At 62.1% G+C, this 16121-nt stretch carries 16 protein-coding genes and 2 pseudogenes; 8 read left to right on the top strand and 10 right to left on the bottom strand.

Annotated elements, in window-relative coordinates:
• Nucleotides 1–90 precede the first annotated feature (90 nt).
• Complete coding sequence (locus tag FKV68_RS02630) at nt 91–627, top strand: DUF1269 domain-containing protein (protein ID WP_180939998.1); 537 nt, start codon at nt 91–93, stop codon at nt 625–627.
• 326 nt (nt 628–953) lie between these two features.
• Here the strand turns inward: FKV68_RS02630 and msrB are convergent, their stop codons facing one another.
• The 4 genes from msrB to FKV68_RS02610 all read right to left on the bottom strand — a co-directional run bounded on the left by msrB (nt 954) and on the right by FKV68_RS02610 (nt 3795).
• The gene (msrB, locus tag FKV68_RS02625; protein ID WP_180939997.1) at nt 954–1448 is read right to left on the bottom strand and encodes a peptide-methionine (R)-S-oxide reductase MsrB; all 495 of its coding nucleotides are present in this window, start codon (nt 1446–1448) and stop codon (nt 954–956) included.
• A gap of 249 nt (nt 1449–1697) precedes the next feature.
• Nucleotides 1698–2255 carry a fasciclin domain-containing protein gene (locus FKV68_RS02620; protein WP_180939996.1) on the bottom strand — a complete coding sequence of 186 codons (558 nt, stop codon included), beginning with the start codon at nt 2253–2255 and terminating at the stop codon, nt 1698–1700.
• 290 nt (nt 2256–2545) lie between these two features.
• A complete protein-coding gene (locus FKV68_RS02615; RefSeq protein WP_180939995.1) occupies nt 2546–3259 on the bottom strand; it encodes an anti-sigma factor in 714 nt (237 codons plus the stop codon).
• Nucleotides 3256–3795, bottom strand: a complete 540-nt coding sequence (locus tag FKV68_RS02610; RefSeq protein WP_180939994.1) for a sigma-70 family RNA polymerase sigma factor — start codon at nt 3793–3795, stop codon at nt 3256–3258. The genes FKV68_RS02615 and FKV68_RS02610 overlap by 4 nt, the downstream gene beginning before the upstream one ends.
• A 213-nt stretch (nt 3796–4008) precedes the next feature.
• Here FKV68_RS02610 and argB point away from each other — a divergent pair.
• Nucleotides 4009–4812, top strand: a pseudogene (gene argB, locus FKV68_RS02605) (acetylglutamate kinase); the annotation flags it as partial.
• Here the strand turns inward: argB and FKV68_RS33935 are convergent.
• The 4 genes and pseudogenes from FKV68_RS33935 to FKV68_RS02590 all read right to left on the bottom strand — a co-directional run.
• Nucleotides 4782–4880 (bottom strand): annotated as a pseudogene (locus tag FKV68_RS33935) (hypothetical protein); the annotation flags it as partial. The pseudogenes argB and FKV68_RS33935 overlap by 31 nt on opposite strands.
• Nucleotides 4881–4918: 38 nt before the next feature.
• Entirely contained in the window at nt 4919–5695 is a 777-nt protein-coding gene (locus FKV68_RS02600; RefSeq protein ID WP_180939993.1) for an isocitrate lyase/PEP mutase family protein, read from the bottom strand.
• Nucleotides 5692–6771, bottom strand: coding sequence for a bifunctional transcriptional activator/DNA repair enzyme AdaA (locus FKV68_RS02595; RefSeq protein ID WP_180939992.1), 1080 nt, complete (start codon nt 6769–6771; stop codon nt 5692–5694). Before FKV68_RS02595 ends, FKV68_RS02600 begins: the two co-directional genes overlap by 4 nt.
• 64 nt (nt 6772–6835) lie before the next feature.
• Nucleotides 6836–7750 (bottom strand): DMT family transporter, encoded by a 915-nt coding sequence (locus FKV68_RS02590; protein ID WP_180939991.1) that lies wholly within the window; start codon nt 7748–7750, stop codon nt 6836–6838.
• 104 nt (nt 7751–7854) lie between these two features.
• Here FKV68_RS02590 and FKV68_RS02585 point away from each other — a divergent pair, with 104 nt between their 5' ends.
• Together FKV68_RS02585 and FKV68_RS02580 are read left to right on the top strand one after the other, a co-directional pair.
• On the top strand, nt 7855–8568 hold the full coding sequence (locus FKV68_RS02585) for a pyrimidine 5'-nucleotidase (protein WP_245181694.1): 714 nt from the start codon (nt 7855–7857) through the stop codon (nt 8566–8568).
• A gap of 226 nt (nt 8569–8794) precedes the next feature.
• Nucleotides 8795–9316, top strand: coding sequence for an EF-hand domain-containing protein (locus tag FKV68_RS02580; RefSeq protein ID WP_180939989.1), 522 nt, complete (start codon nt 8795–8797; stop codon nt 9314–9316).
• A 79-nt stretch (nt 9317–9395) separates the two neighbouring features.
• On the opposite strand, the gene FKV68_RS02575 is transcribed toward FKV68_RS02580, so the two are convergent.
• Nucleotides 9396–10150, bottom strand: a protein-coding gene (locus FKV68_RS02575; RefSeq protein ID WP_427915989.1) for an IS5 family transposase whose coding sequence is annotated in 2 segments (ribosomal slippage) — nt 9396–9823 and nt 9823–10150 — 756 coding nt in all. Because the reading frame shifts where the segments join, the coding sequence is not laid out codon by codon here.
• Between the two features lie 166 nt (nt 10151–10316).
• Between FKV68_RS02575 and FKV68_RS02570 the strand changes: the two genes are divergently transcribed.
• Nucleotides 10317–11265, top strand: a protein-coding gene (locus FKV68_RS02570; RefSeq protein ID WP_180939987.1) for an IS630 family transposase whose coding sequence is annotated in 2 segments (ribosomal slippage) — nt 10317–10652 and nt 10654–11265 — 948 coding nt in all. Because the reading frame shifts where the segments join, the coding sequence is not laid out codon by codon here.
• Nucleotides 11266–11271: 6 nt separating this feature from the next.
• Here the strand turns inward: FKV68_RS02570 and FKV68_RS02565 are convergent.
• Nucleotides 11272–12171 (bottom strand): LOG family protein, encoded by a 900-nt coding sequence (locus FKV68_RS02565; RefSeq protein ID WP_180939986.1) that lies wholly within the window; start codon nt 12169–12171, stop codon nt 11272–11274.
• A gap of 305 nt (nt 12172–12476) precedes the next feature.
• Here FKV68_RS02565 and dapD point away from each other — a divergent pair, with 305 nt between their 5' ends.
• The 3 genes from dapD (at nt 12477) to FKV68_RS02550 (ending at nt 15863) form a co-directional block, all read left to right on the top strand.
• Nucleotides 12477–13334 carry a 2,3,4,5-tetrahydropyridine-2,6-dicarboxylate N-succinyltransferase gene (gene dapD / locus FKV68_RS02560; protein WP_180939985.1) on the top strand — a complete coding sequence of 286 codons (858 nt, stop codon included), beginning with the start codon at nt 12477–12479 and terminating at the stop codon, nt 13332–13334.
• Between the two features lie 4 nt (nt 13335–13338).
• On the top strand, nt 13339–13731 hold the full coding sequence (locus FKV68_RS02555; RefSeq protein WP_180939984.1) for a DUF805 domain-containing protein: 393 nt from the start codon (nt 13339–13341) through the stop codon (nt 13729–13731).
• Between the two features lie 251 nt (nt 13732–13982).
• Entirely contained in the window at nt 13983–15863 is a 1881-nt protein-coding gene (locus tag FKV68_RS02550; protein ID WP_180939983.1) for a DEAD/DEAH box helicase, read from the top strand.
• Nucleotides 15864–16121: the final 258 nt, after the last annotated feature.

Raw genomic sequence — 16121 nt, 5'->3', positions numbered from 1 at the left:
TTGATCTTCGTCACTACCCTGACACGCAAAGTGCTCTATTTCTGCGAGCGGCCGCATTCTTTGCGGCGGGCCAAGATGCAGGAGAGAGACATGTCCGATTTGATTGTCGTAGGGTTCGATTCGACGGAAGAGGCCGACAAGGTTCTCTTGAAGCTGAACAGCCTTAAGAAGGAATATCTGATCGACCTTGAAGACGCTGTCGTGGTCGTTCGCGACGGCGAGGGCAAGGTGCACCTGAAGCAGAGCCTCAATCTCACCGCCGTCGGCGCGACCTCAGGGCTTCTTTCGGGTTCGCTCTGGGGCGGCCTCGTCGGCCTGCTCTTCCTCAATCCACTTGCGGGCTTCGCGATCGGCGGCGCACTCGGCGCGGGCGCCGGGGCGCTCTCCGGATCGCTTGCCGACTACGGTATCGACGACGAATTCATCAAGTCGCTCGGCAATACGATCCCGAACAATTCCTCTGCACTCTTTGTTCTTGTGCGCAAGGTGCAACCGGAAAGGGTACTCGCAGAGTTTTCGGGGCTGCGCGGCCGCGTGCTGAAAACGTCGCTCTCGCCCGAGCAGGAGCAGAGGCTGCAGGCTGCGCTCTCCGATGTGCAATCTCCGCCGCAGGCCACCGCGTCGTAGATCCTTTCATTGTTTCATTGAAACGCTGAAATGATCTAACTCGTTGAAACTACGCAATTCCGGACGGAAAACCGTTACACCCTTTTCCTGGAATTGCTCTACTGCATGTCGCCTTTAATCGTAGCCGATTAAAGGACAAAGACATGCAGCAATTCAAAGTGCTACAGCGTCCTTTGCGCGTCTGAAAAGACGCGCGGCGCTGTAGGCTGGTCCTCAACCGGCCGGCCACCTTCTCCCCATTTCGATGGGGAGAAGGAATGTGCTGCGCCGGCTCCGACTCGCCACGTGCGGGGAGGAGTGTCAAGGTCAGGGGCAAAACCCGGCCCTCATGCGGCGGCCGGCGCAAATGTCAGCGCCAGCCCGTTGATGCAGTGCCGCTTCCCGGTCGGCGGGGGTCCGTCGTCGAAAATGTGGCCGAGATGCCCGCCGCAGCGGCGGCAGTGGCATTCGATCCTTGTCATGAACAGGGAATTGTCCTCGCGTGTGCCGACTGCGTTCGGAAGCGATTGCCAGAAGCTCGGCCAGCCGGTGCCGCTGTCATATTTCGCCTCGGAGGAATAGAGGGCCAGGTCGCACCCCGCACAGCGGAAGATCCCCTTGCGCTTCTCGTTGTTGAGCGCGCTCGTGAAGGGCTGTTCCGTATCCTCCTGCCGCAGAATGCCGTATTGCTCCGCAGTCAGGGTCGCACGCCACTCCTCGTCCGTCTTCACGATCTCGAAAGTTTCGCCCCCGGCCGCACGCGCGGGAGGCGCAAAGCCACGGGCCACCGTCCATGCGGCGAGCGCGGCGCCCGCCATCAGGAAATTGCGACGGTTCTTCATGGGAACCTCCCCGGCAAGAGCCTTTGCCATTGCTGTTGGAAGATTAGCGGTCCGATGGAATCGAGACAAAACAAAGTCCATCAAACCGCCGTGAGAGCAGCAAACCAAACGGCTTGAGCGGCGGATCGATGCCCGCCGCCCGCCTGCATGTTTCCTTAAAATCGGAGGCGTTTTGAGATGAAACATACAGCGATTCAAAGTGTTACAACGACCTCTGTGAGTCCGAAGGAACGCACGGTGCTGTAGGGATCATCCCTTCGGCAGCAGCACCTTGTTGATGACATGGATGACGCCGTTCGACTGTTTCACGTCGGCGATGGTCACCCAGGCCGTGCCGCCGGTTTCGTCGGTCAGGCTGATCTTGCCGCCATCGGCCTTGGCCTTGAGGATGCAACCGCCGACCGTCTTGACGTCATGTTGGCCGCCGTCATCCTTGATCATCTCGGTGATCGCCGACGACATCGCATTGGCGGCTACGACATGGCAGGTCAGCACCGTCGTGAGCTTGTCCTTGTTTTCGGGCTTCAAGAGCTTGTCGACGGTGCCTGCCGGCAGGGCCGCGAAGGCTTCGTTCGTCGGAGCGAAGACGGTGAACGGCCCCTTGCCCTCAAGGGTCTCGACAAGACCGGCAGCCTTCACGGCCGCAACCAGCGTCGTATGGTCCTTCGAGTTGATAGCATTTTCGATGATATTCTTCTCGGCATACATCGGCGCGCCGCCGACCATCGGGTTCTCGGCGTAGGCGACGACTGCACCTGTCGTAAACATGGAGGCGACAAGAGCCGAACGGATCACAAACTTGAACATCTCTCTTCCTTCCTGTTGCGTTTGCCCAGTGAGACCACCCTTGAAAGTGTCCGCTCGGGCGATTGCTGTTCCACCTACAGCGCCGCGCGTCTTATGAGACGCACAAAGAACGCTGCAACACTTTGAAGTGCTGCATGTTTTTGCCCTTAAATCGGCGACGATTTAAAGAAACATGCAGTAGGAACATGACAAGCAACGGGAGGCGCGGAAAAAGAGTTTCAGGCAATGTTACTTTCACCTATCCATTTGAAAAGATGTCTTCTTTTCTGGGATCGTTGCGAGTTCCGGCCTTAGAGATGGCGGGTCGTGCCCTGCGCAACAACCGCGCCGGTCGGTGCGCCGGTCGGCGAACCACCGAGCGGCTCGACACTGACAGCAAGGATCGAACCCTCGCGGAATCTCGTCCGCATCTCGGGCGGCAGCAGGATTTCACCTTCGCCGGACTGTGGCAGTACGCCCAACGAGACTGCCGGATTGTCGCCCTCGATCAGCCAGAGTTCCAGAGATTTTTCCTCCGGCTGCCGCGCCGCCACCGGCGTCAGCTTCAGGCTCCCTGACGTTCTATCGAAGCGGGCCACAAGACTGATGGCATTGCCTTCGCCCGAGAGTTCCGCCACCAGCGGCTGGCCTTGCGGCTCGCTGAAGAGGCCAGCCATGGACGCACCCATGATTGCGGCGGCAGCGAGCGATGCGACGGTCAGGCTGCGCCAGAGAAGAAGCGAGTTCCAGAATCCGACCCGGGGCCCGGCCGCCGGCGACGGCGGAAGGATGCTGCGCTCGACAGCGGCAAACACGTGGGCCGGCGGCCGAACCGCTTCATAGGCATCGTCGAAAGAGGCGAGATTGTGCTGCCAGCGATCGACCATGGCAGCGAAGTTCCGGTCCGACGCCATGCGCGCCTCGACCTTGAGGCGGTCCTCCGCCGACAGAACGCCGAGCACGTATTCGCCGGCGATCACCTCGTCGCGCCGATAATCTCCGCTTTCGGGATTCTGCGTTGTCATCGCTCCATGCACTCTCTCAGTTTCAGGAGGCTGCGTCTCAACCAGGTCCGCATCGTATTGAGCGGTACCGCGAACATCTCGGCCAGTTCCTGGTAGCTCAATCCGTCGACATAGGCTCGGCGCACCGCCTCGGCGCGATCCTTCTCGAGCTCCTCCATGCAGGCGTCGATCCGCCTGCCTTCCGACCGGACTGCTGCCGATCGTTCCGGATCTGGAGCAGGATCAGCCAAATCATAGGCCTCGTCAATCGCGTTTGCGACGGGTTTTCGCGCCCGGATGAGATCGATTGCATGGTTGCGTGCGATTGCCGTCAGCCAGGAGATGGGGCTTGCCTGGCCTGTCGCGAAACGGTCGGCGCGCTGCCAGACCTTGACGTAAATTTCCTGTAGCGCCTCTTCCGCTTCGCTGCGATCCTTGAGTATACGGAGACAGACACCGAAGAGTTTCGGGCTCGTCTGGCGATAGAGCGCCGCGAAGGCATCGCGGTCTCTCAGGACCACGCGGCCGAGCAGCGCGGAGATCTCCTCATCGGCCATGGCGATTGCGCCTCTTGGATCAAGTTGGGAGCGGGATGTGGGCGGAAAACCGCGCACACTTGTCCTGATCCCGCTCAAGGCTCCACAGCATCACCATAGGATAGAGAGACCGCCAGAACCAGCAGTGTCATTACGGCTTTATGTTGCGCACCGATCATTCCATCCTTTGGGAACTTGCGCTAAACAGCAGCCGATATTTTTCGAGGGTCCGTCATGTCCGCATCAGAAAGTGAAATCCAGGCACGCCTGCTCACCCAAGCACTGCCCTACATGCAGCGCTACGAGAACAAAACGATCGTCGTCAAATATGGCGGCCATGCCATGGGCAATCCGGAACTGGGGCGAGCGTTCGCCAGCGACATCGCACTCCTGAAACAGTCCGGCGTCAACCCGATCGTCGTGCACGGCGGCGGACCGCAGATCGGCGCGATGCTCTCCAAGATGGGCATCGAATCGAAATTCGAAGGCGGGTTGCGCGTCACCGACGAGAAGACCGTCGAGATCGTCGAGATGGTGCTCGCCGGCTCGATCAACAAGGAAATCGTCGCTCTCATCAACCAGACCGGCGAGTGGGCGATCGGCCTTTGCGGCAAGGACGGCAACATGGTGTTTGCCGAAAAGGCCAAGAAGACCATTCGCGATCCGGACTCCAACATCGAGCGGGTTCTCGATCTCGGTTTCGTCGGCGACGTGGTCGAGGTGGACCGCACCCTGCTCGATCTGCTGGCGCGCTCGGAAATGATTCCGGTGATCGCGCCGGTGGCGCCCGGGCGCGATGGTCATACCTACAATATCAATGCCGATACCTTTGCGGGCGCCATCGCCGGTGCGCTGAACGCCACCCGCCTGCTCTTCCTGACCGACGTGCCGGGCGTACTCAACAAGCAGGGCGAGCTGATCAAGGAACTGTCGGTGGCGCAGGCACGCGCGCTGATCGCCGACGGGACGATTTCCGGCGGCATGATCCCGAAGGTCGAGACCTGCATCGACGCCATCAAGGCCGGTGTGCAGGGCGTGGTCATTCTGAACGGCAAGACCGCCCATTCGGTCCTGCTCGAGATCTTTACCGAACGCGGCGCCGGCACGCTGATCGTACCGTGATTTGGCGCGAGAGCGCCGCGTGTTACGTGGCGGCGCTCTCGTAGACTTTCTGCGCCTCGCTGCGCAGGCGCTCGATCATGGCGCGATAGGGAAACGGCCCGTAGCTGACCCGGCCGACACCAGCCGCGGCGAGCGTCGCGAGATCCGGTGCGCCCGGCTTCATCATGACGTTCACCGGCAAGTGCGACGCCGCGCAAAGCCTGCCTACCAGCTCCGCATCCGCAAGTCCCGGCGCGAAAAAGCCGCTGGCACCGGCTTCCGCATAGGCCTTGGCGCGCGCAATCGCCTCATCGAGCAAAGCTGCGTGGCGCGTTGTGTCGCTTTCCTGGAGGAAGAGGTCGGTGCGGGCGTTGATAAAGAGCGCTATGCCGCGACGCTCCGCCATTTCGCGGATCGCCCGGATGCGCGACACCTGCTTGTCGACGGCATGGAGACCGCCCTTGCCCACTACCTGGTCCTCGAAATTGATGCCGACAGCCCCGGCATCGAGCAGTTGCGCAACATTCGCCGCGCCCTGAGCCGCATCCTCGGAATAGGCGCCCTCGAAATCGACTGAGAGCGGAAGGTCCGTGGCGCCGACGATCAGCCGGACAATTTCTAGCAGGAGCGCGAGCGGTATCTTTTGCCCATCGCCAAAACCCTGCGCGGCGGCCACCGACCAGCTTCCGGTGGCAAGCGCCTTCGCGCCGGCCTCGGCCACGCAGCGGGCGCTGCCGGCATCCCAGATATTGTACAGAACGACCGGGTCGCCCTTGCGATGCAAGGCCCCAAAGGCAAGCGCCTTTTCCTGCTGATTCATCCGACATCCTCCGCAAACAATCCAACGGGTTTCATCTTGCCCTCGTGGCGCAGCAGCCATTGCTTTCGCCAGAGACCGCCGCCATAGCCAGTCAGCGATCCGTCCGAGCCGACGCAACGGTGACAAGGGATAACGATTGCGACACGGTTTGCGCCGTTCGCCCTGGCTACGGCACGCACCGCCTGCAGCGTGGCGACCTCCCGCGCAATATCGCTGTAAGACCGCGTCTCGCCCACCGGTATTTTCAAAAGCTTCGCCCAGATCTGCCGTTCGAAGGCGGTGCCGTCGAGCGCCAGGGGCGTGAGGAATTCGCTCGATTCGCCGGCAAAGTAAGCGTTCAGTTCGTCCTCGATCTGGTCGATCGGCGGTGTCCTGCCCGGCGCGACGGCGGATCGCGTCTTGCGCTTCAGGCTTTCCATTTCGGTCGGCAGGGCTTTTCGGTCGTGGAATTCGAGCAAATGAAGATGCGTCTTGTCGGCGACGGCAATCATTGGCCCGAGCGGCGTTTCGATCGTGTCGGCAAAGAGCAATTGGCGGCCCTGCGACATGGCGGGCGCCTCCCCGATCAGCTTCGCGAAGGCGGCGCGAAAACCGCTCGGCGAGTCATAACCGGCATCCATCTGCGCCTCGATCACGCTGGCGCCGGCCGAAAGGTGACGGGCGGCCTCGCCCATCCGCCGCTGGCGGGCGAGGTCGAGAAAGGTGATGCCAAGCGCCCGTTTGAAGGCGCGACGCACGGTCGACGGATCGAAGCCGCGCCGGACAAGATCGTCCTCGGTCCAGCGACGGTCCGGCGCGCGGTCAAGGAGCTTCAGGAGGTCGTTGACCAGCGGCTCCTTGTCGGACGGCTGGTTGAGCGGGCGGCATCGCTCGCAAGGCCGGAAGCCGGAGTCGATGCAGGCGGCGATGTTGTCGAAAAACAGCGTGTTCTCCCGCTTCGGCTTGCGGGCAGGACAGGAGAGGCGGCAGAACACCCCGGTGCTCTTGACGCAGACGAAGGCCTGGCCTTCGTAATCGACGCTTCGGGCTAGAAGTGCGTCGTAAAGGATGTCGTCGTTCGGCAAATCGAAAAGCATGCCGCTGTTGTAACACTCGACGGGCGACTCGTCCGCCGAAATTCGGGCGTCTATTTCGGGCGCTCTAAAGAACGATGAGCATCACGACGCCGGTGACGATCAGCAGGCAGCCGAGCAATTCGAGGCGGTTGATCCATTCGCGAAAGACAAAGAAGGACGAGGCGAAGGTGAACAGCATCTCGACCTGCGCCACGACCTTGACGATCGCGGCCTGCTGCAAGGTCATCGCCATGAACCAGCCGAAGGATGCCGAGGCGCCGACAAAGCCGACGACGAACGCCGGCCGCCATGCAGCGCCTATGCGTTGCAGTTCCTCCGGCTGGCGGGCCAGGATCCAGGCAAGCATCACGACGGTCTGCAGCAGGATGACGAAGCCGAGGGTGAAGCTCGCCTGCATCACATAGTCCGTTGCCGGCAGGCTCGGAGCCAGCGCCAGCGAGGCGGACCGGTAGGAAACCGCCGAGAGACCGAAGAACGTGCCGGACGCAAGGCCTATGCCGGCGGTGCGACTGAAAACCGAGGTTAGCAGAGAGCGCGGGCTGAGCGTGGTGCGGGCGACGGAGATGAGCATGACGCCGACCACCGAGATGGCGATCGCCACCAGCGTGCCCTGGCTCGCTTTCTCGCCCAGGAAGATCAGGCCGAAGAGCGCTGCCTGCGCCGGTTCGGTTCGAGAATAGGCCGTGCCGACGGCGAAGTTGCGAAACGAGAAGAGATGGACGAGCAGGAAGGTCGCAGCGATCTGCGCCAGTCCGCCGATGACTGCCCAGAGAAAGAACGTGCCATTCGGGACCGGCAGGGGGTGCCCGGCACCACGCCAAAGGACGACGAGGTAGAAGAGTGCGAAAGGCAGGCCGAAGCCGAAGCGCACGAAGGTCGCGCCGGTGGTGCCCATGACGCCCTTCAGGTGTTTCTGCATGGCGGAGCGGACATTCTGAAGGAAGGCCGCGGCGACGGTGATAAGAACCCAGGTTTCCATTTTCGCGAGCTAGCACGCGCACGACGGACAATCCATTGGTGCGCGCGGCTCGAGATAAAATAAATCCATTTTCCTTCGTAAGCCTGCCATGTCATAACCCGGCCATGAAAAAGCTCGACCGCCTTCCGACCCATGCCGAGTTCGCCCATGTCACAGACTGGGTCTTCGATCTCGACAACACGCTCTATCCGCACCACGTCAACCTCTTCGCGCAGATCGATCGCAACATGACGGCCTATGTCGCCGAACTCCTGTCGCTCGAGCCGGCGGAAGCGAAGAAGTTGCAGAAGGAATATTACCGCGATCACGGCACGACGCTGCAAGGACTGATGATCCATCATGGAGTCGACCCGAACGACTTCCTACAGAGGGCGCACGCGATCGACTACAGCGTGGTGCCGGCCGACCCCGCGCTCGGCGAGGCGATCAAGGCGTTGCCGGGACGCAAATTCATCTTCACCAATGGCAGCGTCGCCCATGCGCAGATGACCGCCCGCGCACTCGGCATTCTCGACCACTTTGACGACATCTTCGACATCGTCGCCGCCAATTTCGTGCCGAAGCCTGCAGGCGATACCTATGACAAGTTCATGAGCCTTCATCGCGTCGACACCCGCCATGCGGTCATGTTCGAGGATCTGCCGCGCAATCTCCTGGTGCCGAAGGCGCTCGGCATGAAGACCGTGCTGCTCGTACCACACAATCTCGAATACGAATTCGTCGAGGCGTGGGAAACGTCGAGCGACGCGGACGAGCAGATCGACTACGTCACCGAGAACCTCACCGGGTTCCTGCGGCGGATCGTGGCACAGGCCTGAAGCAACACGATTCAACCACGGAAAGACCGCTTTCCCGCCACTGCATGCTTCCTTAAAGCATAGGGTTTAAGGATAAAAACATGCAGCAATCGAAGTACTACAGCGTCCTTTGCGCGTCTAATACGACGCGCGGCGCTGTAGAGGCTTAAATTACCAAAGTTTAACTGGTGCCGAGGCGGCGCTTGCCTATCCTTTGCTCAGGATGATTGAGCAAAGGGAAAGCATGATGCGCAACAGGACTTTCATTCTCGGCGCCACCGTTCTCGCCGTGGCATTGACCGACCTTTCTGCACCTTCATTTGCAGCCAAAAGCAAACCTACGCCCGAACAGCGTGCGGAGCGCATGATCAAGCGCCTCGACACGAGCGGCGACTCCAAGGTCTCCCTTCAGGAGTTTCAGGCGCGAGTCTCGACCAGTTTCAAGAGCTTCGACGCCAACGGCAATGGCGAGATCAGCCGCGAAGAGATCCAGGCAAAGCGCCAGGCATTCCGCGAGGCGCGCAAAGCATGGCGCGACGCCCGAGCGAAGACCGGCGCGGAGCGCGAACAGGCGATGGCCAAGCTTCGGGAGGCGCGCCCCTCTATGCTGCCCGGGATGCGGCCGCGTGCCTTCGCTCGCATCGATGCCGATGGCAACGGCGCCCTCAGTACAGCCGAAGTGGCGGCAGCCACCGAAAGGATGTTCAAGCGCCGCGACCGCAATGGCGACGGAATGATCGACGCCGCCGACTTTACCAGAAAGGTCTGATGCGACCCGTCTCGCCCTCTTTGTCTCGAAGAGGGCGAGACGTCCATAGCTCTACCGCCGGTAGCTCTAGGCTCCAGACTCAATTGATCCACCAGATGACGATAGCGGCGATGTGGACGGCGGCCTGGAAGTTTGTGGCGAGCTTGTCGTAGCGGGTGGCGATCCGCCGCCAATCCTTGAGACGGCAGAACATCCGCTCGATGACGTTGCGCTGGCGATAGGCCGTTGCATCGAAGGGATGGCGGCGCTTTCTGGTCGGGTTGTTGGGAATGACCGGAATGGTGCCGCGTGCGGTCAGATACTGGCGCAGGGCATCGCTGTCGTAAGCGGTGTCGGCGGCGAGGAAATAGGCGGGTGGCAGGTGCTGGAGTAACGGCACGGCGGCGCGCACATCGCCCATCTGCCCCGGCGAGATCTGCAGGCCGAGCGGCCGGCCGCGCCCGTCTACGACGGCGTGGATTTTCGTCGTCCGGCCGCCGCGGGAGCGACCAATCGCCTGCGTCTGCGCCCCCCTTTTCCACCAGCGGCGGAGCGATGGACCTTCGCGGTGGTACTGTCGATCATCTGCATATCGCATGGACTGGCCGCGACCAGGGCCGAAAACAGCTTCTGCCACAGGCCGCGGCCGGCCCAGCGATGAAAGCGGTTGTAAATCGTGGTTGGCGGGCCATAGACGGCCGGGCAATCCTGCCAACGGCAGCCGACACGCAACACATGGACAATGCCGCTGATGACGCGGCGGTCATCGACCCGGCGCGCACCGGGCCGGTTCTTCGGCAGCAGCGGTTCGATCACGGACCATTGCTGATCACTTAGCCAGAATTCGCTTCCCATGCCTCACCTCCGCTATTTCGGAATAGAATCATGAAAATCAAACGCCATCAATAGGCTGATTGAGTTTTAACCCTGGAGCGGTTCCGGCTTTGACTGAATCGGAGGGGATTCCGTTTTAGTCAATTTTGTGATTCAAGATGTTGGCTGGAGCGGAGGCCAGCATCTGATGACGCGACCTCTTTCGAACGATCTTCGTGAACGTGTTGTTGGCGCGGTTGAGGCCGGCGAAAGCTGCCGATCGGTGGCGGCTCGTTTCGGCATTGCCGTATCGTCGGCGGTGAAGTGGTCTCAGCGCTATCGATCGAGCGGGTCTGTGGCGCCCGGCAAGATGGGCGGCCACCGCAGGCATGTGCTGGAGCCGCACCGTGCGTTCATCGCGGAGCGGATCAACCAGACGCCGCATTTGTCGCTGCATAGGCTGAAGGAAGAGCTGGCGGCGCGTGGGGTGAAGGTTTCGCACGATACGGTGTGGCGGTTCCTGCGCCGCGAGGGGCTGCGGTTCAAAAAAAACACTGATCGCCCTTGAGCAGGCCCGTGCCGATATTGCCCGCCGGCGGCAACGCTGGCGCGCCTGGCAGTCCGGTCTCGATCCGAGGCGGCTGGTGTTCATTGACGAAACCTGGATCAAGACCAACATGGCGCCGCTCTATGGCTGGGGCCCGCGAGGCAAGCGCCTGCGCGGCTTTGCCCCGCACGGCCACTGGCGCACGCCGACCTTTGTCGGCGCTTTGCGCCACGACCGGCTGGCAGCGCCTTGCGTCTTCGACGGACCAATCAATGGTCAGTGTTTCCGCGCCTATGTTGCGCAACAGCTCGTGCCCGTGCTCGAACCCGGCGACATCGTCATCATGGACAATCTCGGCTCCCATAAGTCGACCGCCGTCCGGCAGATGATCCGAGCCGCCGGCGCAAGGCTCTGGTATCTACCGCCATACTCGCCCGATCTAAACCCGATCGAGCAAGCCTTCGCCAAAATCAAACACTGGATGCGGGCGGCGCAGAAGCGAACCGTCGAGGAGACATGGCAACACCTCGGCAGCCTCGTCTCCTCAGTTCAACCCGACGAATGCAGCAACTACTTCGCCAACGCCGGATATGCTTCCGTCAAAACCTGAAACGCTCTAGCGCCGGCCGGATGCCATCGGCATCGACCGCGGATCGATGCTCTCGTAGAACCGGGCGATGATCTCCCAGGCCTCTTCCGCGGTCTCGACGAAATGCACCAGATCGACGTCGTTCGGCGCGATCGTGCCGAACTCGGCCAGTGCCTCGAAGTTGACGATGGTGCGCCAGAACTTCTCGCCGAACAGGATGAGCGGCACCAGGGCTAGACGGCCGGTCTGCATCAGCGTCAGCGTTTCGAACAATTCGTCGAGCGTGCCGAAGCCGCCGGGAAACACGGTGACGGCCTTGGCGCGCAGCAGGAAATGCATCTTGCGAATGGCGAAATAGTGGAAATTGAACGACAGCTCCGGCGTCACGAAGCGGTTTGGCGCCTGCTCGTGCGGTAGCACGATGTTGAGCCCGATCGAAGGAGCGCCGGCGTCGGCCGCGCCACGGTTTCCCGCCTCCATCACCCCCGGGCCGCCGCCGGTGACGATGACATATTCCTTGTGGCCGAGCTTGGCGGACTGCTCCGAGCAGATCCGCGCGAACTTGCGTGCTTCGTCGTAGTAGATCGATGCCGCTTCGAGGTTCTTGCGCTGCGTATCGTTCTTCGCCGCCCAGGCCTCGCCGCTGGGCTCAGGGATGCGTGCGCCGCCGAACATCACCACGGTCGAATTGATGCCCCGCTCCTCGAGCATCATCTCCGTCTTCAGGAGTTCGAGCTGCAGGCGTACCGGCCTCAACTCTTCGCGGCAGAGAAAATCATCGTCGACATAGGCGAGACGATAGGTCGGCGAGGCCGACTGCGGCGTCAGCGGCACGGTCGAGGCGCGCAGCCTGCTCTGCGAGCTGTCGGCCAGCGGATCCCAGACCCCATCCTTGCGGCGCAGATTGCGCTTCTTCATACGTGCCATATTTCATCTTCCCGTCGCGTTTCGAACAGACGGCATCTCGTCCGGACGCGCCCTGTCGTGTTTCCTCGGTCATAGAGCCGTCCCTACTGCCGGAAACACGGAAGTTTGCCAAGTCCTGCTGAGATGTCGGAGCCAAAAGCGCTTCAACTTTTCAGATTTATGCCTCTACAGCACACTGCGTCATCGAGACGCGCGAGGTCGCTGTAGCACTTTGAATTGCTGCATACCTTTGTCCTCAAATCGGTTCCGATTTAAGGAATTATGCAGTAGAGCTTGCACGACAACGCCGAACACAAGGAATTCCGATGACGACCCACGACCTTGCCTCCCTGTCGCAGACCATCGAGACCGCCTTCGACGATCGCGAAGCCGTCAACACCAGCACCCGCGGCGCGGTCCGCGAAGCGGTCGAAGCGGCGCTGAACCTGCTGGACAGCGGCAAGGCCCGCGTCGCCGAACGCGGTGCGGATGGCACCTGGACCGTCAATCAGTGGCTGAAGAAGGCCGTTCTTCTGTCCTTCCGTCTGAACCCGATGGAGCTCGTCAAGGGCGGCCCCGGCGAGTCGGTCTGGTGGGACAAGGTTCCCTCCAAGTTCGATGGCTGGAGCGTCAACGAGTTCGAGAAGGCCGGCTTCCGCGCCGTTCCGAACTGCGTCGTCCGCCGCTCGGCCTATATCGCGCCGAACGCGATCCTGATGCCCTCCTTCGTCAATCTCGGCGCCTATGTCGGCGAGGGTACGATGGTCGATACCTGGGCAACCGTCGGCTCCTGCGCGCAGATCGGCAGGAACGTGCACCTTTCCGGCGGCGTCGGCATCGGCGGCGTGCTGGAGCCGATGCAGGCAGGCCCGACGATCATCGAGGACAATTGCTTCATCGGCGCCCGCTCGGAGGTCGTCGAAGGCTGTATCGTGCGCGAAGGCTCGGTTCTCGGCATGGGCGTCTTCATCGGCAAGTCGACCAAGATCGTCGATCGCGCGACGGGCGAAGTGACGTACGGCGAAGTGCCGCCCTATTCCGTCGTCGTGGCAGGCTCGATGCCGTCCGGCTCGACCATGGCAAACGGCCAGCCTGCACCGAACCTCTATTGCGCGGTCATCGTCAAGCGCGTCGACGAGAAGACGCGCGCCAAGACCGGTATCAACGAACTGCTCAGAGATTGATGCGATGGCGGAGGAGGGGCGACAGCCGAGCATGACCTGGCTGTTCTTCAGCCCCTCCGGCCGCATCGGCCGCCTGCCCTTTTTCCTTTCCTGGCTTTTCTGGTTCCTCGTCGGCTCCGTCTTCCTGATGCAGATGCTGAAGAACGAAAACGAAGACACCGCATTGGCGTTCTGGACACTGGCGCTCGTCGCTTCAGGCATCCTTTCGACCGTTTCCATCGCGATGCTGGCGATTAAGCGCCTGCATGACATCGGCTATCCCGGCCCGCTGGCGCTCTGCCTTTTCATTCCTGTGCTGAGCCCGATCGTGTTCATCGCCCTCTGCCTGTGGCCCAGCGTGAAGGGCGAGAACGAATTCGGCAGTCCCAATGACGGCCCCGGCACCAGATCACAATGATTTTGGGTCGAACCGACCCGAAATCGTCGTGATCGATAGAGCTTAGAGTGGGATGCGGGCGGAAGACCGCGCGCACTTTTCCTCATCCCGCCGTAAAGATTCCGCCTGTACATTGGCGTTGCTGCCGCGTATGTAGCGCGCCATGAACAGGCCCGCGACGTGTTGGCCGCGGCAATCGACGCCTGATGACGACGACCTGATCCAAATCCGCTCGTTCGTCGGCGTGAAGACCGAAATCCGAAAGACAAGCTATGACTGAGTTCGATGGGATCGCGCCCGCGATCGCCGAGGCGTTGGCAAGACGCGGTTACAACGAGCTGACGCCGGTACAAAAGGCGATGCTCGATCCGGCGCTCGATGGCGCCGACGCGCTGGTTTCGGCCCAGACCGGGTCCGGCAAGACCGTGGCCTTCGGCCTGGCGCTTGCGCCGACGCTGCTCGCCGGCACGGAGCGTTTTGGCGCGGCTGGCGCACCGCTCGCGCTTGTCATTGCGCCAACGCGCGAACTGGCGCTCCAGGTCAAGCGCGAACTCGAATGGCTCTACGAGGTGGCGGGCGCCACCATCGCCTCCTGCGTCGGCGGCATGGACATGCGCAACGAGCGGCGCGCGCTCGAACGCGGTGCCCACATCGTCGTCGGCACACCGGGGCGGCTCTGCGACCACATTCGCCGGGATTCGCTCGACATCTCGGCACTCCGCGCTATCGTGCTGGACGAAGCGGACGAAATGCTGGACCTCGGCTTCCGTGAGGATCTGGAGTTCATCCTCGAGGCGGCGCCGGCCGACCGGCGCACGCTGATGTTTTCGGCGACGGTGCCGCGCTCGATCGCGACGCTTGCCAAGAACTACCAGCGGGATGCCATACGCATCAGCACCGCATCCGCAGAGAAGCAGCATGGCGATATCGAATATCGTTCGCTCGTTGTCGCCCCGAGCGACCGCGAGAACGCGATCATCAACGTGCTTCGCTACTACGAGGCGCGAAACGCCATCGTCTTCTGTTCCACCCGTGCCGCGGTCAATCACCTGACCGCCCGCTTCAACAATCGCGGCTTCTCTGTCGTGGCGCTCTCCGGGGAACTCAGCCAGAACGAACGCACCCACGCGCTGCAGGCGATGCGCGACGGCCGCGCCCGCGTCTGCATCGCGACCGATGTTGCAGCTCGCGGCATCGACCTGCCCGGACTGGAACTCGTGATACACGCCGATCTGCCGACCAATCCTGAGACCTTGCTGCATCGGAGTGGACGCACGGGTCGCGCGGGCCAGAAGGGCGTCAGCGCGCTGATCGTCCCCATCAATGCGCGCCGCAAGGCCGAAAGGCTCCTGGAAAATGCGCGTATCACCGCGACCTGGGCAAAACCGCCGTCCGCGGACGAGGTAGCGAGCCGCGACGACGAGCGCATCGTCGCTGACCCAGCGTTCGATGAACCGCTGCGCGCGGACGAGCAGGCGATCGTGCGGGCTCTGATCGACCGTCACGGCGCTGAGAAGCTGGCGGCGGCCTTCGTGCGGCAGTTCCGTTCCGGTCGCTCGGCGCCGGAGGATCTCGCCGATGTTTCGCTCACCAACGACCGCAGGAAAGAACGGCGCGATGCTGCCGCAACCTCGCGCGACGACTTCAGCGCACCGCGCGCCGACTTCACCGACGGCAGCTGGTTTTCGCTCTCGGTCGGCCGCAAGCAGAATGCCGAGCCGCGCTGGCTGATCCCGATGCTGTGCCGCCACGGCAAGCTCTCCAAGCGCGACATCGGTGCGATCCGGATGCAGCCGGAAGAGACCTATGTCGAACTGACGGCCGAGGGCGCCGAACGCTTCCTCTCGGCGATCGGTCCGAACCTGACCCTGGAAAAGGGCATCCGCGTCAAGGCGCTCGCGGGCACTCCGGATCTCTCACCGCCGCGACAGGAAAAACCCGGTTTCGCGAAGAAGCGGACCGCCGACCCAGCACGCGAAGATTTCGAACCGAAGCGCAAGTTCGAAAAGAAGCCGGCTATGGCCGAGGACGCACGTGCTGATAAACGGGACGACAAATCTCGGAGCAAGAAGGGCAAGCCGGGAGCGCAAAAGGACGCCGGCGGCTTCAAACCCAAAGCGAAACGCGCCAACGCCAAGAACAGGCAATACTAGATCACAACGATTTTGGGCCGGATCGGCCCAAAATCACAAACGTCATCCTGATGCGTTGAAACGTAGATGCGGGCGGAAAGCCCCTCCGCTCGACGGGGGCTGATGCGTATCGCGTTCGCCTGCTGCTGCCCTCGGCAGGAGCGCGCCCGGCTCGGCGAGACGCCTTGGAGCGAGGCGGCCAGGCGCCTCGCGCAGTACTGAAACATCTCCTTTATTCGAGCACATTTCGATGAATTCTAGCACTGCGTGTGCCCGAGC

This window comes from Sinorhizobium mexicanum (assembly GCF_013488225.1).
GTDB classification, from domain to species: Bacteria; Pseudomonadota; Alphaproteobacteria; order Rhizobiales; family Rhizobiaceae; genus Sinorhizobium; species Sinorhizobium mexicanum.
Note: the sequence above shows the minus strand (reverse complement) of the source record. Positions and strands in the feature narration are given on the sequence as shown.